The 22,797-nt window shown below is 53.5% G+C and carries 30 protein-coding genes; 3 read left to right on the forward strand and 27 right to left on the reverse strand.

Annotation, left to right across the window (positions count from 1 at the left end):
- Position 1 precedes the first annotated feature (1 nt).
- From NIG5292_RS08060 to rpmC, 24 genes are all read right to left on the reverse strand, one after another.
- The gene (locus NIG5292_RS08060; RefSeq protein WP_048599020.1) at positions 2–1,219 is read right to left on the reverse strand and encodes an amino acid ABC transporter permease; all 1,218 of its coding nucleotides are present in this window, start codon (positions 1,217–1,219) and stop codon (positions 2–4) included.
- Between the two features lie 123 nt (positions 1,220–1,342).
- Complete coding sequence (locus tag NIG5292_RS08065) at positions 1,343–2,362, reverse strand: amino acid ABC transporter substrate-binding protein (protein ID WP_048599021.1); 1,020 nt, start codon at positions 2,360–2,362, stop codon at positions 1,343–1,345.
- Between the two features lie 216 nt (positions 2,363–2,578).
- Positions 2,579–3,289, reverse strand: coding sequence for an ATP12 family chaperone protein (locus NIG5292_RS08070; RefSeq protein ID WP_048599022.1), 711 nt, complete (start codon positions 3,287–3,289; stop codon positions 2,579–2,581).
- Entirely contained in the window at positions 3,286–4,335 is a 1,050-nt protein-coding gene (locus tag NIG5292_RS08075; RefSeq protein WP_048599023.1) for an RluA family pseudouridine synthase, read from the reverse strand. The genes NIG5292_RS08070 and NIG5292_RS08075 overlap by 4 nt, the downstream gene beginning before the upstream one ends.
- Positions 4,332–4,676 (reverse strand): fluoride efflux transporter FluC, encoded by a 345-nt coding sequence (locus NIG5292_RS08080; protein WP_048599024.1) that lies wholly within the window; start codon positions 4,674–4,676, stop codon positions 4,332–4,334. The genes NIG5292_RS08075 and NIG5292_RS08080 overlap by 4 nt, the downstream gene beginning before the upstream one ends.
- A 31-nt stretch (positions 4,677–4,707) precedes the next feature.
- Positions 4,708–6,015 carry a replication-associated recombination protein A gene (locus NIG5292_RS08085; protein ID WP_048599025.1) on the reverse strand — a complete coding sequence of 436 codons (1,308 nt, stop codon included), beginning with the start codon at positions 6,013–6,015 and terminating at the stop codon, positions 4,708–4,710.
- Between the two features lie 139 nt (positions 6,016–6,154).
- Positions 6,155–6,574 (reverse strand): 50S ribosomal protein L17, encoded by a 420-nt coding sequence (gene rplQ / locus NIG5292_RS08090; protein ID WP_048599026.1) that lies wholly within the window; start codon positions 6,572–6,574, stop codon positions 6,155–6,157.
- Positions 6,575–6,699: 125 nt separating this feature from the next.
- On the reverse strand, positions 6,700–7,716 hold the full coding sequence (locus NIG5292_RS08095) for a DNA-directed RNA polymerase subunit alpha (protein ID WP_048599061.1): 1,017 nt from the start codon (positions 7,714–7,716) through the stop codon (positions 6,700–6,702).
- 109 nt (positions 7,717–7,825) lie between these two features.
- On the reverse strand, positions 7,826–8,215 hold the full coding sequence (rpsK, locus tag NIG5292_RS08100; protein WP_048599027.1) for a 30S ribosomal protein S11: 390 nt from the start codon (positions 8,213–8,215) through the stop codon (positions 7,826–7,828).
- Between the two features lie 13 nt (positions 8,216–8,228).
- On the reverse strand, positions 8,229–8,597 hold the full coding sequence (rpsM, locus tag NIG5292_RS08105) for a 30S ribosomal protein S13 (RefSeq protein ID WP_048599028.1): 369 nt from the start codon (positions 8,595–8,597) through the stop codon (positions 8,229–8,231).
- Between the two features lie 187 nt (positions 8,598–8,784).
- The gene (locus NIG5292_RS08110; protein WP_048599029.1) at positions 8,785–9,429 is read right to left on the reverse strand and encodes an adenylate kinase; all 645 of its coding nucleotides are present in this window, start codon (positions 9,427–9,429) and stop codon (positions 8,785–8,787) included.
- A 98-nt stretch (positions 9,430–9,527) separates the two neighbouring features.
- Positions 9,528–10,892: a preprotein translocase subunit SecY gene (gene secY / locus NIG5292_RS08115; RefSeq protein ID WP_048599030.1), complete on the reverse strand. Its 1,365-nt coding sequence runs from the start codon at positions 10,890–10,892 to the stop codon at positions 9,528–9,530.
- A 106-nt stretch (positions 10,893–10,998) separates the two neighbouring features.
- A complete protein-coding gene (gene rplO / locus NIG5292_RS08120) occupies positions 10,999–11,478 on the reverse strand; it encodes a 50S ribosomal protein L15 (RefSeq protein WP_048599031.1) in 480 nt (159 codons plus the stop codon).
- 203 nt (positions 11,479–11,681) lie between these two features.
- Positions 11,682–11,870 (reverse strand): 50S ribosomal protein L30, encoded by a 189-nt coding sequence (gene rpmD / locus NIG5292_RS08125; RefSeq protein WP_048599032.1) that lies wholly within the window; start codon positions 11,868–11,870, stop codon positions 11,682–11,684.
- A gap of 12 nt (positions 11,871–11,882) precedes the next feature.
- Entirely contained in the window at positions 11,883–12,452 is a 570-nt protein-coding gene (gene rpsE / locus NIG5292_RS08130) for a 30S ribosomal protein S5 (protein WP_048599033.1), read from the reverse strand.
- 11 nt (positions 12,453–12,463) lie between these two features.
- The gene (gene rplR, locus NIG5292_RS08135; RefSeq protein ID WP_048599034.1) at positions 12,464–12,823 is read right to left on the reverse strand and encodes a 50S ribosomal protein L18; all 360 of its coding nucleotides are present in this window, start codon (positions 12,821–12,823) and stop codon (positions 12,464–12,466) included.
- A gap of 12 nt (positions 12,824–12,835) precedes the next feature.
- A complete protein-coding gene (rplF, locus tag NIG5292_RS08140; RefSeq protein ID WP_048599035.1) occupies positions 12,836–13,369 on the reverse strand; it encodes a 50S ribosomal protein L6 in 534 nt (177 codons plus the stop codon).
- Between the two features lie 10 nt (positions 13,370–13,379).
- Positions 13,380–13,772 carry a 30S ribosomal protein S8 gene (gene rpsH / locus NIG5292_RS08145; protein ID WP_048599036.1) on the reverse strand — a complete coding sequence of 131 codons (393 nt, stop codon included), beginning with the start codon at positions 13,770–13,772 and terminating at the stop codon, positions 13,380–13,382.
- Positions 13,773–13,786: 14 nt separating this feature from the next.
- Positions 13,787–14,092, reverse strand: coding sequence for a 30S ribosomal protein S14 (gene rpsN / locus NIG5292_RS08150; RefSeq protein WP_048599037.1), 306 nt, complete (start codon positions 14,090–14,092; stop codon positions 13,787–13,789).
- A gap of 19 nt (positions 14,093–14,111) precedes the next feature.
- Complete coding sequence (rplE, locus tag NIG5292_RS08155) at positions 14,112–14,675, reverse strand: 50S ribosomal protein L5 (RefSeq protein WP_048599038.1); 564 nt, start codon at positions 14,673–14,675, stop codon at positions 14,112–14,114.
- Positions 14,668–14,979 (reverse strand): 50S ribosomal protein L24, encoded by a 312-nt coding sequence (gene rplX, locus NIG5292_RS08160; RefSeq protein WP_048599039.1) that lies wholly within the window; start codon positions 14,977–14,979, stop codon positions 14,668–14,670. The genes rplE and rplX overlap by 8 nt, the downstream gene beginning before the upstream one ends.
- Position 14,980: 1 nt before the next feature.
- Entirely contained in the window at positions 14,981–15,349 is a 369-nt protein-coding gene (rplN, locus tag NIG5292_RS08165; RefSeq protein ID WP_048599040.1) for a 50S ribosomal protein L14, read from the reverse strand.
- Positions 15,350–15,422: 73 nt separating this feature from the next.
- Positions 15,423–15,653: a 30S ribosomal protein S17 gene (gene rpsQ / locus NIG5292_RS08170; protein ID WP_048599041.1), complete on the reverse strand. Its 231-nt coding sequence runs from the start codon at positions 15,651–15,653 to the stop codon at positions 15,423–15,425.
- Between the two features lie 3 nt (positions 15,654–15,656).
- Positions 15,657–15,863 (reverse strand): 50S ribosomal protein L29, encoded by a 207-nt coding sequence (rpmC, locus tag NIG5292_RS08175; protein WP_048599042.1) that lies wholly within the window; start codon positions 15,861–15,863, stop codon positions 15,657–15,659.
- Between the two features lie 223 nt (positions 15,864–16,086).
- Between rpmC and NIG5292_RS08180 the strand changes: the two genes are divergently transcribed.
- Positions 16,087–16,704 carry a 2OG-Fe(II) oxygenase family protein gene (locus NIG5292_RS08180; protein ID WP_048599043.1) on the forward strand — a complete coding sequence of 206 codons (618 nt, stop codon included), beginning with the start codon at positions 16,087–16,089 and terminating at the stop codon, positions 16,702–16,704.
- A 65-nt stretch (positions 16,705–16,769) separates the two neighbouring features.
- Here the strand turns inward: NIG5292_RS08180 and putA are convergent, their stop codons facing one another.
- The gene (gene putA, locus NIG5292_RS08185; RefSeq protein WP_048599044.1) at positions 16,770–20,213 is read right to left on the reverse strand and encodes a bifunctional proline dehydrogenase/L-glutamate gamma-semialdehyde dehydrogenase PutA; all 3,444 of its coding nucleotides are present in this window, start codon (positions 20,211–20,213) and stop codon (positions 16,770–16,772) included.
- A 138-nt stretch (positions 20,214–20,351) separates the two neighbouring features.
- Here putA and NIG5292_RS08190 point away from each other — a divergent pair, with 138 nt between their 5' ends.
- On the forward strand, positions 20,352–20,798 hold the full coding sequence (locus NIG5292_RS08190; protein ID WP_048599045.1) for an Lrp/AsnC family transcriptional regulator: 447 nt from the start codon (positions 20,352–20,354) through the stop codon (positions 20,796–20,798).
- A gap of 9 nt (positions 20,799–20,807) precedes the next feature.
- Here the strand turns inward: NIG5292_RS08190 and NIG5292_RS08195 are convergent, their stop codons facing one another.
- Positions 20,808–21,197: a carboxymuconolactone decarboxylase family protein gene (locus tag NIG5292_RS08195; RefSeq protein ID WP_048599046.1), complete on the reverse strand. Its 390-nt coding sequence runs from the start codon at positions 21,195–21,197 to the stop codon at positions 20,808–20,810.
- Entirely contained in the window at positions 21,184–21,468 is a 285-nt protein-coding gene (locus tag NIG5292_RS08200; RefSeq protein ID WP_048599047.1) for a hypothetical protein, read from the reverse strand. Before NIG5292_RS08200 ends, NIG5292_RS08195 begins: the two co-directional genes overlap by 14 nt.
- A gap of 29 nt (positions 21,469–21,497) precedes the next feature.
- On the opposite strand from NIG5292_RS08200, the gene NIG5292_RS08205 reads away from it, so the two are divergent.
- A complete protein-coding gene (locus NIG5292_RS08205; protein ID WP_048599048.1) occupies positions 21,498–22,700 on the forward strand; it encodes an aminopeptidase P family protein in 1,203 nt (400 codons plus the stop codon).
- Positions 22,701–22,797 lie beyond the last annotated feature (97 nt).

Here is a 22,797-nt window from a genome sequence, read left to right on the forward strand (position 1 = left end):
CTTAGCGCTCCTTCAACGTCATAGAGTTGTTATAAATGTTCATCAGGAAAGAGATCGACAGCGAGATCACAAGATAGAACAGCATTAGCAGCAACACGGCCTCAATGGCGCGTCCTGTTTGCAAAAGGGTGATCCCACCCAGTGTGCCGGTCAAATCCATGTAACCAACAGCGATCGCCAATGACGAGTTTTTGGTGATGTTGAGGTACTGCGAAATCAGCGGCGGAATAATCACGCGCAGCGCTTGGGGCAGCACAACAAGGCTCATGATCCGCTTCGGCCGTAAACCCAAAGCAGCAGCCGCTTCGGTTTGCCCCTTGGAGATTGCAAGAATGCCTGCGCGCACGTTCTCGGCGATAAACGCGCCGGTATAAACCGCAAGGGCCAGCCACAACGCAATTAGTGAACCGCGGATAGTAAAGCCCCCTTTGAAGTTGAAGCCCTTCAACTCTGGGTACTCAAGACCAATGGGGTTGCCCAAAACAATCTGCGCCAGGATCGCAGGGACAAAGAACAGGCCAAAGGATGGCCAGAAAGTAGAGATCAAACGCCCATGGTTGAAAAGCTGCGCCTTGGCATAACGGCGGAACATAAAGATGCCCACTATGGACGCAAGAAACACGCCAATGACCATCATGGAACCTTCGTTCCACACGGGGCTTGGCATGAACACACCACGGTTAGTGACGGCAACACTGTCCCACAGCCACATAGATGCTTGCGGATCAGCGCCCTTAAACGCGCGGGGTGCGGGAGTTGCGTTAATCAGGATTGAGAAAATAATCAGGATCCAAATCAAAACAGGCACATTGCGAAAAATCTCAACGTAAAAACTCATGATCTTACGCACGAGCCAGTTCGGAGATAGCCGCAGCACACCCGCCACAACTCCGATTATAGTTGCGGTCACACACGCGAGGAAGGCCACAATGAGCGTGTTAAGCAGACCGACAAGCGCAGCACGCCCGTGGGTGGACTGAGATGTATATTCGATAGGGCGCTGGTTGATGTCATATCCCGACTGCTGACCCAAGAAGTCATAGGAGATATTCAGGCCAGCGGCCGCAAGGTTGCGCACCAAGTTGCCACCGATGAAAGCCATTGCGGCGATGATCGCGACAAGCGCAATAAATTGGAAGGTATACGAGCGATACCGGGTATCGTTCAGCAACATGGACAAACGGAACCCGCCTTGCGGCGTATCGGGTGTCGAGCTCATAAGATAATTTCCCTGCTTTTCCTGATCACGCACTTACCACTGAAAAAGGACCAGCGCCGCACGTCAGGTGGTCGGCGTATAGAAAAAGGGCGTGGCAAAAGCCACGCCCTTTTCCAGATGTGTTTAGCGGAATGGTGGTGAGTAGATCAGACCACCGTCGAGGTAAGAAGCGTTCAAACCACGTGCCAAGCCGATTGGTGTGCTTTCACCGATGTTACGTGCAAATGATTCGCCGTAGTTACCCACCGCTTCAATTGCGCGCTTCGCCCAATCCGCATCCAAACCAAGTTGTTCACCCAAATTGCTTTCGGTGCCGAGCAAACGGTTGATCTCTGGGTTGTTTGAACCATCAGCTGCAAGGCCAGCGGCATTTACAGATGTTACACCCAGTTCTTCAGCTGAAATCAGTGCGTTGAGTGTCCAGCGAACGATATCGCCCCACTCGTTGTCGCCGTGACGTACCAATGGGCCAAGTGGCTCTTTGGATACGATTTCAGGAAGAACAACGTGCGCTGATGGATCTGGGAAGTTAGCGCGCTGAGCCGCCAACGCAGATGCGTCAGTTGTGTACACGTCGCATGCGCCCGCGTTGTACTGTTGTACAGCTTCTGCGCCTGTTTCGATTGGCACGGGCTCATAGCTGATGTTGTTTGAGCGGAAGTAGTCAGCAAGGTTCAGCTCTGTCGTCGTACCAGTTTGGATACAGACAGTCGCACCATCAAGTTCAAGAGCCGAGGAAACACCGAGCTCTTTTGGAACCATGAAGCCTTGGCCGTCATAGTAGTTTACGCCAATGAATTCGAACTTCAGGTCTACGTCACGGCTGAATGTCCATGTTGTGTTACGTGCCAACATGTCGATTTCGCCAGAAGCAAGCGCTGTGAAGCGTGTTTTGCCTGTTGTTGGAACGAACTCAACAGCAGTCGGGTCGCCCAAAACACCAGCTGCGACCGCGCGACATACGTCAACGTCGAAGCCTTCCCATTCTCCGCTTGCGTTTGGAGCCGCAAAGCCTGGAACGCCAGTGGTTACACCACAGTTCAAAATGCCACGTGCTTTGACGTCATCCAACGTACCGGCAGATGCTGCAACTGCAGCCAAGCCTGAGAGTGTCAGTGCGCCAAGAAATACGGTTTTTTTCATAATTACCTCTTCCTGATTCTCCGCCCCTGTTGAGACGGCTTATCCAAGTCAATATCTGCTTGGTTACCGATAGAACGGGACAACGCCCATCCGCAGTGGACAAAGTTGGCCAAAATAGGGGGGTAAGGTCAAGAGAAATAATGCCCGAACTGGCCCTATTCATGTAAAAATAACCAAGTTGCCGCTGCGTCACGCCTAAGAAGCAAGCAGTGCAGGTTAATTTTTCACCCACGCAAAGAATTGTGCCGCGTTTTCAAAGGCAAGGCGCTTTGATTCCATGAGTGCGTCGGCCTCTTCATCGCGGCCCCACTGCTCAATCTGCCACTCCTCATCGATTCTCGACCACGCCCAAAGCGTGTCCAACGGGTGACTGCCGCGCGCCGCTGCAAGTCCCAAAACCAAGGAGCCGCTGATACACACAAGATCATGCAAAGCCGCCACCTCAAACACGCTCAGTGCGTGCACTGCAGCAGACAGGTTGGCCAAAGAAGTCGGGTCTTGTTCTACGAACATGACACCATTGCCAGTGTTAAGCCGCGCCGCAAATGTCTGATCCGCCCAATCGAGCATCGGATCCCATGCCGCTGCTTGACGGGCAATCAACTCATCGGGCTGTAGCGCGCGGTAACAAAGCAGATCAGTCTCACCATAGCTGGCCAGCATGTCCGCAACATTCGACTTTTGTGGTGTAACCTTCTCAATGGCCGCATTCGCATAGCGGGTCGCGGGCATGGAAAGCGGATCAATCTCATCGCTTTGCGCACGCCACTCACCTGCAATGGCATCTGCCAACGGCCGAGACGGTACACAGAGCACATTCTTCAGCGGTGTTTTGACCTGCCTACCATCAAGATGAACCTCAAACCCCGCATCAACAGGTGCTACATCGACGTCCGTCCAAAAACGTTTGTTCTTCCACTCGCTCAAAATTCATCCCCATCAAACGGGTTGGCTGGCACATCAGAAGCCGACCAACCGAAAGTTCGCCAAGTCCGTTCCATATGATCGGGCAGCGGCGCCGTCAGCGTCAGCTGTGCACCCGTCATCGGATGCAGCAAGTTCAAGGACCGCGCATGAAGGTGCAACTTCTTACTGATGTCACCACCAAGCTGTGCGCCCCAGCCATCCCCAAAGTTTTCCTGACTACTGCCGCCGTATTTTCCATCACCAACGATCGGGTGCCCGATCTCGGCCATGTGCGCGCGCAACTGGTGGGTCCGACCCGTCACAGGCGTCAGGGCCATCCAAGCAGCACGAGACGCCAGCCGCGACAGAACCGCATAATCAGTGTGCGCACGTTTTGCATCATCATCAAAGCGCACTTCGTCAGGGTGAACGCAAATCATCCGCTCACCTTCGCCGCGGGCGCCGTGACCAGTGGCCTTCTTCAGCCCGTATTTGACCGACGCCATACCGGGGTGCGGAACACCAGCGACAATGGCCCAATAGATCTTGCGGGTTTCGCGGTGACGAAATGCGGCGGTAAAGGCCTGCGCCGCAGCGCGGGTACGGGCCAACAACAGCACACCAGAAGTGTCTTTGTCCAAACGGTGCACCAAACGTGGCTTCTCTTCGAAACCGAATTTCAACGCTTCAGATAGCATATCCACGTGACGGGTTTGCTTGCTGCCCCCCTGTGAAGGCAGGCCCGCAGGTTTGTTCAAAACCACAATGTGATCATCGCGGTAGATCACACAGGACTGGATCATCTTCACATCATCCGCACTGATCTTGGCTTTGGGCACATAAGCGACCGGCTCAGCCTCATCAGGGATCGGCGGTACACGCACGGTCTGACCAGCCATCACACGGCTCGAAGACTTTACACGACCCCCATCAAGACGTAGCTCACCTTTGCGGCACATCCGCTCAATACGGCCTTGAGCCAAATGCGGGTACCTGCGGCGTAGCCACCGGTCAATGCGTTGGTCCGCTTCATCCGCTTCAATGGTCAATAGTTGGACGCCGCTCATGACAGGCTCCTTGCAAGTGTAAGGCCAACCCCACAGGCCAAAAGGGACAGAAGCACCGAAGCTCCCACGTAAGCGCCGGCATACAATATACGGCCCTCTTCCATCAATCTTAGCGTGTCCAGGGAGAACGCACTAAAGGTGGTAAACCCACCCAACACACCGGTCATTACAAAGGGAAGCCACGCTTTATCAAGTGCAAGCCAAATAACCCCGATTGCAAATGATCCTGCAACGTTCACGGCCAAGGTCCCCATTGGGAACGCAACCCAGAGCCCCACCGCAAAGCGCAAACACGCGCCAACAGCACCGCCAAGCGCTACAGAGATAAGTGTCGAAAACATTGGGGGCGTTTGCGCGCCAACGAAGCTTTTGTCAACTGCCGCGCTTTGCCCGTAACTTAGCGAAATATTCCAATCGGCGGTTCAGATCCCGCTCAAAGCCGCGCTCAACTGGCTGATAAAATTGTGGGCGCTCCATGCCATCGGGGAAATAGTTCTGCCCCGAAAACCCATCTTCTGCATCATGGTCATAGGCGTAGCCCTTGCCGTAGCCTTGGTCCTTCATGAAACTGGTCGCGCCATTCAGAATATGTTTAGGCGGAGGCGCTGAACCGGTTGCCTTGGCGGCAGCACGCGCGGCTTTGTAGGCCACGTAAACACCGTTCGATTTAGGGGCCAGCGCGATATAGGTCAGAGCCTGCGCAAGTGCCAACTCCCCCTCCGGACTACCAAGCCGCTCGTACGTTTCCCACGCCTGTAAACACACTGCTTGGGCTTGGGGATCTGCAAGGCCAATATCTTCCACCGCCATCCGTGTTATGCGGCGCGCCAAAAAGCGTGGGTCTTCCCCGCCATCCAACATACGGGCGAACCAATAAAGCGCCGCATCAGGGTCCGAGCCGCGCACAGATTTATGCAACGCACTGATTAGGTTGTAATGCGCGTCGCCACTTTTGTCGTACTGCGCTGCACGCCGCATCAAGCGGGTACTCAGCTGGGCTGCATCAAGTGGCGACGTAACTTTCCAAGCTGCTACTTGTTCGATCAAGTTAAGGGCGGCGCGACCATCCCCGTCCGCCATTTCCAAAAGCGCGCGGCGCGCATCGCCATCAAGCGGCAAGTCACGCCCCAACTCGGCCTCCGCGCGCTGCGCAAGTCGCTCTAAGTCGTCGGTCGACAAACGTTCAAGAACCATCACGGACGCGCGCGACATAACGGCTGCATTCAATTCAAAGCTAGGGTTCTCCGTCGTCGCCCCCACCAGTAAGATCGTACCGTCTTCCATATGCGGCAAGAACCCGTCCTGCTGCGCTTTGTTAAACCTGTGAATCTCATCCACGAACAGAAGCGTACCCTGCCCGTTGGCCCTGCGCATTTTGGCCGCTTCAAATACTTTTCGTAGCTCAGGCACACCCGTGAAAATGGCGCTGATCTGCACAAAGTGGAGGTCAGTCTCATGGGCCAGCAGGCGTGCGATTGTGGTCTTGCCAACACCCGGAGGGCCCCAAAAAATTAAAGATGACAAACTACCCGACGCGAGCATTACACCAAGCGGCGACTCAGCGCCAAGGACGTGCTGCTGACCAATAACGTCTGCGAGCGACTGTGGACGCAATCGGTCCGCCAGCGGACGCGGGCCGGCAGAGGCTTCAGGCTCAGACGTGGCGAAGAGATCAGTCATACGTCGAAACTACGCCCATGAAGAGCCGAGGGGAAGCTGCTGATTATCTATCGACAAGTTCAACAGACTTAGCCGAAATAGAAAAAGCCCCACCGCATCTCTGCGACGGGGCCCGAATTCAAATGTAGAGCGTGACGCCTTACTCAGCAGCAGCCTCTGCCGCTTCGGTACGCGCACGGTCTGCTGCACCTTTTGCATCGCGGTCACGATCAACAAACTCGATGATCGCCATCGGCGCCATGTCACCGTAACGGAAGCCCGCTTTCAGAACGCGCACGTAACCACCTTGGCGGTCTTTGTAGCGTGGTCCGAGAACTTCAAACAATTTTGCAACATATGCGTCTTGCTTCAAACGGCTTGCAGCCTGACGACGTGAGTGCAGGTCGCCTTTTTTACCCAATGTTACCAATTTTTCGATAACGCGACGAAGTTCTTTCGCCTTTGGCAGTGTTGTTTTGATTTGCTCATGCTCGATGAGCGAGCCAGCCATGTTTGCAAACAGCGCCTTACGGTGCTCGTGTGTGCGGTTTAGGCGGCGGTAACCTTTTGCGTGACGCATTTCTTATCTCCTAATTATGCTTTGTAGCGAGGGTCTGATGCGTGTCAGCCCTCCAAATTGGGGCGGGATTGCCCAGTCTGTATGCAGAGCGGATCACATATCGGCCCGCTCCGCGTAATATCAACTTAGAAGTTGTCTTCGAACTTCTTAGCCAGATCTTCAATGTTGTCCGGTGGCCAGTCCTCAACATCCATGCCGAGGTGCAAGCCCATGCCTGACAATACTTCTTTGATTTCATTCAAAGACTTACGGCCAAAGTTAGGCGTGCGGAGCATTTCAGCTTCGGTTTTCTGGATAAGATCACCAATGTAGACAATGTTGTCGTTCTTCAGGCAGTTTGCTGAACGAACAGACAATTCCAACTCGTCCACTTTCTTGAGAAGCAGCGGGTTAAATTCAAGCCCATCATCTTCTTGTGCAGCGGATGCGCTTTCAGGCTCATCAAAGTTCACAAAGATAGACAACTGGTCCTGCAGAATGCGCGCTGCGTAAGCAACAGCATCGTCTGGCGTGATTGAACCATCTGTTTCAAGCTTAAGTGTCAGCTTGTCATAATCCAGAACCTGACCTTCACGTGTTGGCTGAACGTCATAGCTTACCTTTTTGACAGGTGAGTAGATCGCATCAATTGCCATCATGCCGATAGGCGCATCTTCTGGTTTGTTCTTGTCCGCAGCAACGTAGCCTTTGCCCGTGTTGACGGTCAGTTCCATGAACACGTCCGCGCCATCGTCAAGGTGACAGATCACGTGGTCTTTGTTCAAAACTTCAACGCCAGCAGACTCGGAAATGTCGGCAGCAGTCACAACGCCTGGACCCTTAGCTTGGATAGAAACCCGCTTGGGGCCTTCTACGTCCATGCGGATCGCAACGCCTTTAAGGTTCAAGATGATGTCGGTTACGTCTTCACGTACACCGGCAACGCTTGAAAACTCGTGCAGAACATTGTCGATTTGGACCGCAGTAATGGCAGCACCCTGAAGTGATGACATCAAAATACGGCGCAGGGCGTTGCCCAACGTCAAACCGAAACCACGCTCAAGCGGTTCAGCTACAACAGTTGCCTGACGTGCAGGATCGTTGCCGGGCTTTACAGCCAATTGCTGTGGCTTGATCAGTTCTTGCCAATTCTTATGGATCATGCGTCCCTCCATTCTTGCGTTCCTTCCATGTCCTAAAAGGAGCGCTCTCGAGGTTAAAAATGACGAAATGGGGCCGTGTGCGAGACGCGGCCCCAAGGGTATTCAGATATTATACGCGGCGACGCTTTGGTGGGCGGCAACCGTTGTGCGCCATTGGTGTCACGTCACGGATAGATGTGATGTTGAAACCAACTGCAGCCAAAGCACGCAGTGCAGATTCACGGCCTGAACCGGGACCTTGCACTTCGACTTCAAGCGTTTTCACGCCGTGCTCTTGCGCTTTTTTACCAGCATCTTCAGCCGCCATCTGCGCCGCATATGGCGTAGACTTACGTGAGCCTTTGAAGCCCATTGTGCCAGCTGACGACCAAGAAATCGCGTTGCCTTGCACATCTGAGATGAGGATTTTTGTGTTGTTGAAAGAAGAGTTTACGTGAGCAACGCCGGCGGCGATATTCTTACGTTCTTTTTTCTTAGTGCGGGTCTTATCACGAGCCATGGATCAGTCCCCCTTATTTCTTCTTACCAGCAATGGCCTTTGCGGGGCCTTTGCGAGTACGAGCGTTAGTGTGTGTGCGCTGACCACGGACAGGCAGGTTACGACGGTGACGCAGGCCACGGTAGCAACCAAGATCCATCAGACGCTTGATGTTCATCGTTGTTTCACGACGCAGGTCGCCTTCAACGGTGTAGTTTTCGTCGATGTGCTCACGCAGTGACAAAATTTCCGCATCGGAAAGTTCATTCACGCGGCGCGTGAGGTCGATCCCCAACGCTTCGCAAATCGCATAAGCAGAGGTGTTCCCAATGCCAGTAACATAAGTGAGGGCAATCACGACGCGCTTATTCGTCGGGACGTTAACGCCGGCAATACGAGCCAATGTTCTCTTCCTTTTTCAGTTGCGGATCCGTAGTTCCAGACCCTTTTTTCACAACATCGGACGGAAAGTCCTTTGTCATATCGAGATATTTTGCACTCAAAAAGCGCAACTACCCCGACTCAGATGAGCGGGGCAGATAGGGCTAGCTAGGGCCTTTTGGCTCAAGCGTCAATATGAGGTTGATCAATCAATCCAGAATAGCGTTGATTTCGCCAGCAACGTCACCGATTTCACCAAGACCGTTCACCGAAGACAGCTGATCCTTGGCGTAATAATAACCAATCAGCGGGCTGGTCTGTTTATAATAAGCCATCAGACGCGTCTTCAGGCTGTCTTCGTTGTCATCTGCGCGTCGCTGGAAATTGCTACTGCCGCAGTTCGAGCACTTACCATCTGCTGGCTGTGGCTTGGTCGCATCATTATAGACTTCACCACAGTCACCACAGGTTGAGCGGGCCGTAATCCGAGCCACAAGAGCCTCGTCATCAACACGCATTTCAATCACTGCATCAAGTGATGCTCCGATCTTATCCATTAACTTTGTCAGAGCATCCGCCTGAGGCAACGTGCGCGGGAAGCCATCAAAGATGAAACCGCCCTTTGCATCACCGGTCAGCTTTTCTTCGATCAAACCAATAACGATCTCATCGGTCACCAAGTTCCCCGCATCCATCACTGCCGCGACTTTTTTGCCCATCTCGGTTCCGGATGTCTTTGCTTCGCGAAGCATGTCACCGGTTGAGAGTTGGATCATATAGCGTTGCTCAACGAGCTTGCGTGCTTGGGTGCCTTTACCAGCACCAGGAGGTCCGAGGAGAATGATGTTCGTCATATTTTTAGGTCTTTCTTGGCGATTCACCGAGCTTGTATACTATTGGATACCAAAACGCCCCTATAAATTTGCAGAGGCGCTTAGTAATTTATCAAATCTTAACGGCGAACTGGGCTGCGTTTTTTCCGGCGACCCTTGCCTTTGCCACTTAGCTGGGACTTTTCAATCAAGCCCTCGTACTGGTGAGCGAGCAAATGCGACTGGATTTGTTGAACCGTATCCATACCGACGCTGACGATAATCAGAATAGATGTGCCGCCAAAATACGCCGTAATTTGCAAGTTTGAGCGGATCATCTCAGGCAGCAAACACACCAGCGCAAGATAGCCAGCACCAAGCACCAGTAGACGCGTTACGACATAATCAAGATACTCAGCTGTTTTCTTGCCGGGGCGAATGCCGGGAACAAAACCGTTCTGGTTCTTCAGGTTGTCCGCAACTTCTTCGGTCTTAAAGGCGACGTTGAAAGTGTAAAAGAACGTGAAGAAAATGATCATTGCCGCAAAGAACACGAGGTAAAGTGGCTGACCCGGTCCGAAATAGGCAAGAACAGTCGACATGAACGGACTTGTTTGATTCCCGCTAAATGTTGCGAGGGTGGTTGGCAACAGTAACAGAGACGATGCAAAAATCGCCGGGATAACGCCAGCCGGGTTCACTTTGACGGGCAAATGGCTTGAACCGCCATCATACACCTTCATACCGACTTGGCGGCGCGGATACTGGATGGTGATTTTCCGTAAAGCGCGCTCCATGAAGACGACAAATGTAAGCGTCGCCCCAATCATAAAGAGAACACCAACGATCGTAGCAGAGTTCAGTGCACCAGAACGGCCTTGGCTAAAGAACTGAGCAAAGGCCAACGGCAATTCTGCAATAATACCAACGAAGATAATCAGAGATATCCCATTACCGATGCCGCGTGCTGTAATCTGCTCACCAAGCCACATCAGGAACATCGTGCCACCCACAAGGGTCACAACACACGAAATGCGGAAGAACCAACCGGGATCAGTCACAAGATCGCCAGCCTCAAGCGAAACAGCCAACCCATACGCTTGGAACGTCGCCAGCACCACTGTGCCGTAACGCGTGAACTGGTTGATTTTCTTACGGCCAGGCTCGCCTTCTTTTTTCAGCTGCTCGAAATAGGGAACCATCGCTGTCAAAAGCTGAATGATAATCGAAGCTGAGATGTAAGGCATAATGCCGAGGGCAAAGATACCCATCCGCGACAGCGCACCACCCGTAAACATGCCCAAGACGCCTGCAATACCGCTGGCCGCTTGATCCATAAACGTACGCAGACTGTCTGCATCGATGCCGGGTACAGGGATATAGGTCCCGATCCGATAGACGATTAACAAACCAATCGTAAATAAAATGCGCTGGCGCAATTCGGTCGCTTTGCCGAAAGCCCCCCACGACATGTTGGAGGCCATTTGTTCCGCAGCTGATGCCATATCAATCGTCTCTTTTAATCAAATGCGCCGCCAGACGGCTTCCCGTTGGCGGCGCTTGGAAAACTTAAAGCGTTATGTAAGGGGCGTAAGCGCCCCTAACAACCTCTTATTCAGCGGCCGCTTCTTTTGCTGGGCCAGTAACGGTCAATTTACCGCCGGCTTTTTCAACAGCGGCGATCGCGCCAGCTGATGCGCCAGTTACTTCAGCAGTAATTTTCGCTGTTACTTCGCCTTTGGCGAGAATGCGAATACCGTCAAGCTTGCGGCGCACAACACCTGTAGATACCAGTGTATCTTCGGTGATTTTGCCAGCTTCCAGAACACCTGCGTCGATGAACTTCTGGATCAAACCAAGATTGATGACTGCAAATTTCTTGCGGTTCGGCTTATTGAAGCCACGCTTTGGAAGGCGTTGGTAGAGGGGCATCTGCCCGCCTTCAAAACCTTTAATCGCAACACCTGAACGGGACTTTTGACCCTTGATACCACGGCCACCAGTCTTACCAGTGCCAGAACCCGGACCACGACCAACGCGCTTGCGTTTTTTGGTTGCACCGGGATTGTCGTGTAGTTCGTTGAGTTTCATATCGCTTCTCCTTTGCCGGACGGTCTCCCCGAAGCGAACGGGAGGGACACGGCGTTAAAATGATTCGGGGCGCCCAACGGATGCCCACTGGCGGCGTATAGACCCGCAACGCCTTTGGATCAAGGTGCTCCACGCATCAATTACGCCAAACGAAAAGCGCCCCGCACGGATGCGAGGCGCAAATCTGTCAACTAAGCCGAAGCTCAGCCTTTTTCTTCGATGATCTCAACCATGTGAGAGATAGAATTAACCATGCCACGAACGGATGGTGTGTCTTCTAGCTCACGGGTTTTGTGCATTTTGTTCAAGCCCAGACCGATCAAAGTCTTACGCTGCTTTTCAGGGCGGCGAATGGGTGAACCGATTTGCTTAACAACGATGGTTTTAGCCATTGGTCAGTCTCCTTAAGCTTCGGCTTCAGCGGCAGGCGCTGGAGCGTCAGTTTTGGGCAGGATGTCAGCCACTTTCTTACCACGGCGCTGTGCCACCTGACGGGGGCTGCTTTCCTTGGTGAGGCCATCCAACGTAGCGCGGATCATGTTGTAAGGGTTCTGCGAACCGATTGACTTAGCAACCACGTCCTGAACACCCAACATCTCGAACACAGCACGCATTGGACCACCAGCAATGATACCAGTACCCGTTGGGGCGGTACGCATTACAACTTTGCCTGCGCCGTGACGGCCAGCCATATCGTGGTGCAATGTGCGGCCTTCGCGAAGAGGCACACGGATCATCTGACGCTTTGCTTGCTCAGTGGCTTTGCGAATGGCCTCGGGGACCTCTTTCGCTTTACCTTTACCGAAGCCAACACGGCCTTTCTGATCGCCGACAACTACGAGTGCGGCGAAGCCAAAGCGCTTACCACCCTTTACAGTTTTCGACACACGGTTGATCGCCACCAGACGGTCGGCGAATTCAGGGGTCTCTTCGCGATCGCGACCTTTACCCCGACGGTTTTCACGTTCTGCCATTTTCCGTCTCCTTAGATCTTCAGACCACCTTCACGAGCAGCATCGGCCAAAGCCTTTACTTTCCCGTGAAAGAGGAAACCGCCACGATCGAAGTATGCTTCTTCGACACCGGCTTTTTTCGCACGTTCCGCGATCACTGCACCAACTTTCGTTGCTGCTGCGATGTTGTTCTGACCTACGACACCCAAGTCTTTCTCCATAGAGGAAGCTGAGGCAACTGTTTTACCAGCTACATCGTCGATCAGCTGTACGCTGATGTTTTTGTTTGAACGGTGAACGGACAAACGCATACGTCCTGCATTCACCTTGCGAAGTTTGTTCCGAACGCGCAGGCGGCGCTTAAGGAACAGAGTTCTTTTACTGTTAGCCATAGCTGCGGTTCCTTACTTCTTCTTACCTTCTTTGCGGAAGATATATTCGTCGACATACTTGATCCCCTTGCCTTTATAAGGCTCGGGCTTACGCCAAGCGCGGATGTTTGCCGCAACCTGACCGACCTGTTGTTCGTCGATACCTTCCACAATGAGCTGTGTGTTCTTCGGGGCAGTTACTGTAACGCCATCTGGAACTTGGAACACAACGTCATGGGACAGACCCAATGACAGTTTGATGTTCTTGCCTTCCATGGCAGCACGATAACCAACGCCGTTGATCTCTAGCTCTTTTTTGAAGCCGTCAGTCACACCAGTCACCAGGTTGGCAACCATTGTCCGGGTCATGCCCCACTGTTGACGTGCACGCTTGGACTTGCCGCGTGGCGTCACAGACAAAGCACCATCTTCAACGGCGAGTGTGACATCGTCAGTCGCGGTGAAGGAACGGACACCCTTAGGGCCTTTCACTTCAACGGTCTGACCGTCGATTTTCGCTTCTACACCGGAGGGCAGAGCAACTGGTTTTTTACCAATACGAGACATCTGTTCCTCCTTAGAAGACTGTGCAGAGCACTTCGCCGCCGACGTTGGCTGCGCGTGCGTTTGCATCCGACATCACGCCACGAGACGTGCTGACAATCGACACACCCAAGCCCTGACGGACGGTGGGAATATCATTAGCGCCCATGTAAACGCGGCGGCCAGGTGTAGAAACCCGCTTCACTTCGCGAATAACAGGAGTGCCTTCGTAGTATTTCAGGCTGATTTCGAAAGCAGGGTGGCCATCAATGCCAGTCTTGCCTTCATAACCGCGGATGTAGCCTTCGTCGGCAAGTACATCCAGAACCCAAGCACGGAGCTTGGACGCAGGGGTTTCAACCGTGGATTTGCCGCGCATCTGACCATTGCGGATGCGTGTCAACATATCACCGATAGGATCGTTCATTTGTTAAACCTCCCTTACCAGCTTGACTTGACCATACCAGGGATTTGACCCTGGCTGCCAAGCTCACGAAGAGCAATACGGCTGACCTTAAGCTTACGGTAGTAAGCGTGGGGACGGCCTGTAAGTTGGCAACGGTTGTGAAGGCGTGTAGCCGAAGAGTTGCGGGGCAATTTTGCCAGCTCAAGCTGTGCTTTGAACCGCTCTTCCATGGGCTTGCTTTCGTCACGCGCGATTGACTTAAGCTCAACACGCTTAGCGGCAAATTTCTCCACCAGGCGCTGACGCTTTTTCTCGCGTTCGATCATAGATTTTTTAGCCATATCTCAGTCCTCTCCGCGCTTACGAATTGAAGGGCATGTTGAAAGCTTTCAACAGTGCCTTGGCTTCCGCATCCGTTGGCGCGGTAGTGCAGATGATGATGTCCATGCCCCAGACTTCGTCGACTTTATCAAAGTCGATTTCAGGGAACACGATGTGCTCTTTCATACCCATGGCGTAGTTGCCACGGCCATCGAATGACTTACCCGAGATGCCGCGGAAGTCGCGGATACGAGGCATTGCGATGGTGATAAAGCGATCAAGGAATTCGTACATACGCTCGCCGCGCAATGTTACTTTGGTACCAAGAGGCATATCTTCACGAACCCGGAAGCCCGCGATTGATTTCTTGGCCATTGTAACAACAGCTTTTTGACCAGCGATTGCAGTCAGATCTTCCTGAGCCGCTTTCACCTTCTTGCTGTCTTTAACGCTTTCAGCGCCCGCACCGATGTTCAGAACAATTTTGTCCAAACGCGGGATCTGCATGTCGTTCTTGTAGCCGAACTCTTCTTTCATCGACGCACGAATGGTGTCGTTGTAAAGAGACTTCAGACGGGGGGTGTAGTTTGCTGTATCAAGCATCAATCACGTCTCCCGTGGTTTTGGCGAAGCGAACTTTCTTGTCGCCTTCCATTTTGAAGCCGACGCGTGTTGCTTTGCCGTTCTTGTCGGCAAACGCGAGGTTCGACAGCTCGATGGGCATTGCTTTTGGAATGCGGCCACCTTGGCTTGTCTGCGATTGGCGTGTGTGGCGGATGGCGATGTTAACGCCTTCGACAACAGCCTTGCCAGCGGACGGGTCAACAGACTGAATTGTGCCTGTTTTGCCTTTGTCTTTGCCAGCGATCACGATGACAGTGTCACCTTTTTTCAACTTAGCAGCCATATCACAGCACCTCCGGCGCGAGCGAGATGATTTTCATGAAGTTTTTGGCGCGCAATTCGCGAACAACTGGCCCGAAGATACGTGTGCCGATTGGCTCACCGTTGGTGTTCAGGATAACTGCTGCGTTACGGTCAAAGCGAATTGCTGTGCCGTCTTCGCGACGAACTTCTTTAGCGGTGCGAACAACTACGGCCTTACGGACGTCGCCTTTTTTCACACGGCCACGTGGGATGGCTTCTTTAACCGAGACGACAATGATGTCACCTACGGAAGCGTACTTACGCTTAGAGCCACCCAACACCTTAATGCACTGAACACGGCGAGCGCCGCTGTTGTCAGCAACATCCAGGTTGGTCTGCATCTGGATCATTTGGTTTCTCCCGACCTTTGGGGGGCGATGCGTGCCCTATCCCCAGGGTTTCGATTAAGCTGTGAAGCCTGACTTAGTCTGTCAGAACTTCCCAACGCTTTGTCTTAGAACGCGGCGCACATTCGATGATACGAACGAGGTCACCAACATTAAAAGAATTCTTCTCATCGTGCGCCCGGTACTTCTTGGACTTACGGATGGTCTTTTTCAGAACGGGGTGTGTGAAGCGACGCTCAACCGATACAGTGACGGTTTGCTCGTTTTGGTTGCTTGTGACAACACCTTGCAGGATACGCTTGGGCATAGGTTAAGCCTCCGCTGCAGCAGATGCTGCTTTTTCGTTCAGAATTGTTTTTACACGTGCCGCGTCACGACGGACTTGGCGCATACGTGCTGTGTTCTCAAGTTGGCCAGTCGCCTGCTGAAACCGCAGGTTAAAGCTTTCTTTTTTGAGCGATGCGAGGTCTTCGCGAAGCTGATCCGGCGACTTATCGCGGAGTTCTTTAGCGTCCATTGGACTATTCCTTTTTCAACATCACCAGCGGGCCCCCGAGGGTCACCCCGATTCTGGTGGAGTGGGTGTAGAAGCTGGCCGTATAGGGGGGATAGTGAAACCACGCAACCCCTTTGTTTTTATCGCCCGCAGTATGGGCCAAAAGGGAAGAACCACCCCGCATCATCGTCGGGACGGTCAATGACACTGGCTTGACGCAAGGCGATCAGGTATCGACTGCGCCATGACACAGATTAAATCGCTCTTCGCAACCCGCCTTTATTCAGCCGCTCTGTCACAGCACGGCAAAATTGACCCAACCGAGCTGGAGCAATCCTGCTATGTCATCGCAGAAGATGATGAGGCTGGCCAAGAGTGGTGCGAGCAAAACGGCTATGCAGGCTACACCAGCTATGCGTCCCTTACGGATTTGCCGTGGCGCTTTCCGATCTTCAAGGATGTGGTGGATGCGCTCGATAAACACGTAGCTGAATTTGCCAAGGACCTGTGTTTTGACTTGGGGGACCGTGAATTGGTGTTGGAAGACATCTGGATAAACATCCTGCCAGAAGGTGGCATCCACACATCCCACATCCACCCCCATTCGGTTATTTCTGGAACCACCTATGTAGCCATGCCCGAAGACACCTCGGCGCTGAAACTTGAAGACCCACGTTCACAAATGATGATGGCGGCACCACCCCGCACCGCGAACGCACGGGAAGAGCTAAAAACATTCGTGTACGCCAAACCTGCCGTCGGAGATGTTTTGCTTTGGGAAAGCTGGCTGCGCCACGAAGTGCCCATGAACATGTCCGAAGAAGACCGGATCAGCGTTAGCTTCAATTATAAGTGGGCCTAGCCCATACAGAACATCGCAGGCACCGCTTCACACTATAACAGCGGCGCCTGCGTTTTGATCCAAGCTTAGCTGCCTGCATTAAGCAGTTGCGCATTGCCGCCCGCAGCCGTTGTATCAACACAAACGTGCCGCTCATGGGTAAGCCAGCGCGCAAAATCCCCCTCACTCAACAATGGGATCAACGCGCCGTCTCTTGCGGCCAAAGCCACACGGTAGTCACGCAACTGCTCGGGGGCGGCAAAACTCACAACTGCCGCAAAACCCTGCAACGTACTCAGCGCTTCTGCTGTCACCTCACCGTTTATTGCGCCATCTAACAGCAAGCCTGACGTTGCCATAATCGGATAACACCCCGCCTGTTCTGCTGCCTCAGCTTGCTGTGCTGCCGCTTGCGGTCCCGGCCCAAGGCACAAGACCGTTCCGCGCCCGTGGGTTGTCATGCGGTTCGATTCACCCGTTGGTCCCGGAAAAACCTGGCTGTCCAAAGCCGCACCTGACAGTTGCGCCGCATCAATTACAGCCTGAACCCGATCGGTCGCAACGCTGCGCTGCTCAGTATGCGCAATCACGCGGGCTTCGGGCTTGGTGAACCGCGCAACATAATTTGGACCACCTGCCTTCGGCCCAGTGCCCGACATCCCCTCGCCCCCAAACGGTTGAGACCCCACCACGGCACCGATCTGATTGCGGTTAATATAGATGTTGCCCGCGTTCACGGTGCGCGACGCCAACGCGATCCGATCATCAATTCGGCTGTGCATCCCAAAAGTTAGCCCGTAACCCGTGGCATTAATGTCGGCCATTACGCGCATCAAATCCGACGCTGCAAAAGTGGCTACGTGCAAGACAGGGCCAAAGATTTCCTCGCGCAGATCAGAAATGCCGTTCACACGGATCACGCTTGGCGCCACAAAATGACCTTCGCTTGGCACTGAAACCTGATGCAGCAATCGCCCTTCATGCTGCGCTATCTTGATATGTGCATCAATCTTGGCTTTCGCAGCCGCATCAATTGCAGGGCCTATATCCGTTGCCAAATCCCACGGTGCGCCTACACGCAACTCATCCATCGCCCCGTAGAGCATCGTCAGCATTTTATCCGCGACGTCTTGTTGCACATAAAGCACCCGAAGCGCCGAGCACCGTTGCCCCGCAGACTGAAAAGCAGATGCCACAATATCCCGCACCGCCTGTTCGGGCAGCGCGGTGCTGTCGACAATCATCGCGTTCAGCCCACCTGTCTCTGCAATAAGTGGCGCATGGGGGGCAACATTGGCAGCCATCGCGCGGTTGATCGACTGCGCAGTTGCGGTTGAGCCGGTAAAGCAAATACCATCAATCCGCGCATCACTGCTCAAGGCTTTTCCAACCACATCCCCACGGCCAGGCAAAAGCTGCAACACATCGGCGGGAACACCCGCCTCATGCAAAAGTTCTGTCGACCGCAATGAGATCAAGGTTGTTGCCTCAGCGGGTTTGGCTAAAACGCCATTACCAGCGGCAAGCGCCCCCGCAATTTGGCCCGTGAAAATCGCCAGCGGAAAATTCCACGGCGAAATGCACGTAAAGATACCACGCGCAGGCGCAGAGAGTTCAACGCTACGGGCCGCGTAGTACCGCAGAAAATCAACAGCCTCACGCAATTCGCCCACTGCATCCATCGCGGTTTTGCCGGCCTCGCGGGCAAGTAATGCAAACAACTCACCGAAATGCGCCTCATAGAGATTGGCCGCTTTGCGCAACACATCCCCACGTTCCGCCGCTGATACGTTCCACGACACCGCACGTGCGATTGCCTCATGCGTTTGTGCCTCGGTCATGTAGGTCAGTTTGCCCACCAAAACCTGTGGCGCGGCAGGGTCAAATACATCTACCTGCTCACCGCCCTTACTGCGTAAATCCCAAACGTGGTTTTGATACGGCAGACGCGCAGCCTCTAACTGATCCACGTCGTGGGTATTGTGCAAATCCCAACCACGCGAGTTCAGCCGTTCGGGCGCATAAATATCCGCCGGTTTGGGTAACACAGCGCCACTCGCCAACGCATCTTTAAACGGGCTGGCGGCGACCACCTCGGCAGGAACCGCCTTATCAACAATTTGATTTACAAACGAGCTATTCGCCCCGTTCTCCAAAAGGCGGCGCACCAGATAGGCCAGCAAATCTTCGTGGGTGCCCACGGGCGCGTAAATGCGGCAGCGGATATTTTCACTTTGCACCACCACATCATGCAGCGCCTCGCCCATGCCATGGAGCCGTTGAAATTCATACGCGTCACGCTCAGCGCCCATCTCAAGAATAGCAGCAACAGAGTGGGCGTTGTGCGTCGCAAATTGCGGGTAAATCCTATCCGTGTAGCCAAGCAATTTTTGCGCACAGCACAGATATGACACATCCGTGGCCCGCTTTTTAGTGAAGACAGGATAGTCGTTCAGGCCTTCAACTTGGGCGCGCTTAATCTCGGTATCCCAATAGGCCCCTTTCACTAAGCGGATCATGATTTTGCGGTCAAGTTTCTGGGCCAGCGCATAGAGCCAATCAATAGAGGCGGCAGCACGTTTGCCGTATGCCTGCACAACCACACCAAAGCCGTCCCATCCCGCCAAAGACGGATCAGATAACACGGCCTCAATCACATCAAGTGACAGATCAAGGCGGTCCGCCTCCTCTGCGTCAATATTAAGCCCCATCCCCGCAGCCTTCGCTTGCTGCGCAAGGCCAAGGGTCAGCGGCACCAACTCACGCATCACACGATCAGCTTGGCCAAACTCGTATCTTGGGTGCAAGGCAGAAAGCTTGATTGAGATGCCAGGATTGTCACGAATATCTGCCTGCGTGCATGACGCCGCAAGGCGCTCAATCGCATCGGCATATGCATCATAAAACGCCTGTGCATCATCCGCGGTCATCGCGGCCTCGCCCAGCATGTCATATGAGTAAGTGTAACCGCGCTTGGTTTGGGCCAGCCCGCGTTTGACGGCCGCTTCAATCGTTTGACCCAGTACGAATTGCGCGCCCAGCTCTTTCATCGCGCGGGCTACCGCTTTGCGAATAACAGGTTCCCCCAGACGGCGCACCGCACCGCGCAACACGGACGCAACGCCCTGCCCATCGGTCAGTACTTTGCCCGTCAGCATCAGGCCCCAAGTAGACGCGTTCACCAAAGGCGAGCTGGAATTACCCAAGTGCTTTGCCCATTCAGATGGCGCGATCTTGTCTTCGATCAGCGCATCAATGGTGGTCGCATCTGGCACCCGCAACAATGCTTCGGCTAAACACATTAGCGAAACACCTTCCTCGGTCGACAACCCATATTCTGCCAAAAACACCTCCATGAGGCTTGGCTTTTTGTCGTTGCGAATGGCGTTGACCAATCCAACAGCGCGGTGATGCGCAGCGTTATGGAATTCGGGCGTAAACGCTGCCTGTGTAGTTAGCTGCGAAATAAGCAGCGCTTCGTCTGCGGTGTGCTGTGCGCGAATAGCGGCACGCTTTGCTGAGTAATCCATGGCCAAACGCCCCTCCCAAAAAGACTGAGAGCAACTTACAACCAACGCAAAAGTCAGATTGACTATAAATTAATCCAAAGTAGTTTTATCAAACCTATTTTTAGGAATATTTTAGCCAGATCAAACATTGAGAATTACATGTATAGTTCGATTGACCGGATAGATTACGCAATATTAGATGTGCTGGCTGTTGATGGCCGTGCTTCCGTCAGCAGTATCGCTGAGCGCGTGGGCCTATCTAAGACGCCCTGCCAAATCCGGCTCAAGAAATTACAACAGCTTGGCTATATCACGGGGTTTCGCGCCAACATCGACCAACGCAAATTGGGCCGCAGCAACGTAGCTTTTGTTGAGGTGAAGATGGCCGACACCCGCGAGACCGCCCTGCGCGCCTTCAACGAAGCGGTGCGCAAAATCCCCGAAGTTGAGATGTGCCACATGATCGCGGGGGCGTTTGACTATTTGTTGAAAGTGCGCACCGTCAGCACAGACGACTACCGCCGCGTTTTGGGTGAGAAAATCTCGTCACTGCCGCACGTCAGCTCTACCTCGACACATGTGTCAATTGAAGCCATCCACGAGTAGCAGGCGCCATTACTCAACGCTCTGTTCGTTCAACACTTTGCGCGCCACGCGGAAACACTCAAGCCCCTGGGGTACGCCGCAGTAAATTGCGATGACGTGAATGATAGCGCGAATTTCGTCTTGGCTAACACCGTTCTTGAGCGCACCACGACAATGGGTTTCCCATTCAGACATCTTACCAAGCGCACCAATCATCGACAGGTTCATCATAGAGCGCGTCTTGGCGTCAATAACATCATCCCCCCAGCCAAACCCCCAACACCAAGCGGTCATGGCCTCTTGAAACGGACGGGTGAAATCATCCGCCGCAGCAAGGTTTTTCTCAACGTACTCTGCACCAAGTGTCGCCTTGCGCTGCTCAAGCCCTTTGAGAAACAAATCTTCATCAAACGTATCCATGGTGTTTTCCTTTTTGGGTACTGACACAATACGCCAATGTGTTGTGATGCTTGTCAAATCCTTGCGCAAAACGCGTGGTGGCTTTAGCCCCAAACTTCTTGTACCAATTTGAAATTTGCTTGCTTTCAAAAGCAGACTCAGGCCATCTTGCGGAGTGGGCAGGCGATGGCGTCGCCAGCATGTATTGCACGCCCATTATCCCCATTTCCTGAACGCCGGGATTTTCTTTGCCGTGATGCGGTTGAGGGAGATCGGCTTCCTTGATTGGCATTCCGGCACGTTTGTGAAGGAACCATTGTCATGGAACGTCCAGAATTTTACCGCTTTCATCAGGGTGAAAAATCCCTGCCTTTTGATGCTTCTGAATATGCCAACCGCCTAAAACGCCTGCGAGCAGATATGCAGGCCAACGGGGTGGACGCGTGCGTGTTCACATCAATGCATAACGTGGCCTACTACTCGGGGTTTCTTTACTGCGCCTTCGGCCGCCCCTACGCGATTGTCGTGACCCAAACCGAAGATGTCACGATCAGTGCGGGCATCGATGCAGCACAACCTTGGCGCAGAAGTAGCGGCGACAACATCACCTACACCGACTGGCAGCGAAACAACTATTGGCGCGCAATTTTGTCTGTCACTGGGGCGGGCAAGACCATCGGATATGAGGCCGATCACCTGACGTTGAGCCAGTCCGAGCTGATGGATGCGTTCTTATCGCCCAAAGCAAAAGTTGATATGGCACCTGTCACGATGCGCCAACGAATGCATAAATCCGCGGCTGAAATTGAACTTATCCGCGCCTGCGCGCAAGTTGCCGATGTGGGCGGCTACGCCATAAAAGATGCGATCAAAGCGGGCACTCGTGAGATTGATGTGGCAATGGCAGGTCGCGATGCAATGGAGTTAGAAATCGCCAAGCGGTTCCCCGATGCGGAATACCGCGATACGTGGGTGTGGTTTCAATCGGGCATCAACACTGACGGCGCACATAACCCCGTAACAAGCCGCGCTCTGCAATCGGGTGATATCTTGAGCCTGAACACTTTCCCAATGATCAGCGCTTATTACACAGCACTTGAGCGGACGTTATTTGTTGAAAATGTAGACCCCGCCAGCTTAAAGATTTGGGAAGCAAACGTCGCGGCACATGAGCTGGGCATGAGCCTGCTGAAACCCGGAATGAGTTGCGCGCAGGTCACCGAGCAGATCAACGACTTCTTCGCTGAGCGCGATTTGCTGCAATATCGTACGTTCGGTTACGGGCATTCCTTCGGCGTGCTGTCCCACTACTACGGGCGCGAAGCAGGATTAGAGCTGCGTGAGGACATCGACACGGTGCTTGAGCCCGGAATGGTGATTTCAATGGAGCCAATGCTGACCATCCCCGAAGGCACACCCGGTGCTGGAGGTTACCGCGAGCATGACATCCTGGTCATCACAGAAGACGGCAACGAAAACATCACCGGCTACCCCTACGGCCCCGAATTCAACGTTGTAGGCTAATAAAACAAATCAGGGGGCCAAGCGCCCCTTGATACTCCCAACGGCGGCGCCGCTTGCTTGCTGAAACCAGTTCAGCCAAATCATCATATCCTCGACA

Origin of the sequence: Nereida ignava (assembly GCF_001049735.1) — a bacterium.
GTDB classification, from domain to species: Bacteria; Pseudomonadota; Alphaproteobacteria; order Rhodobacterales; family Rhodobacteraceae; genus Nereida; species Nereida ignava.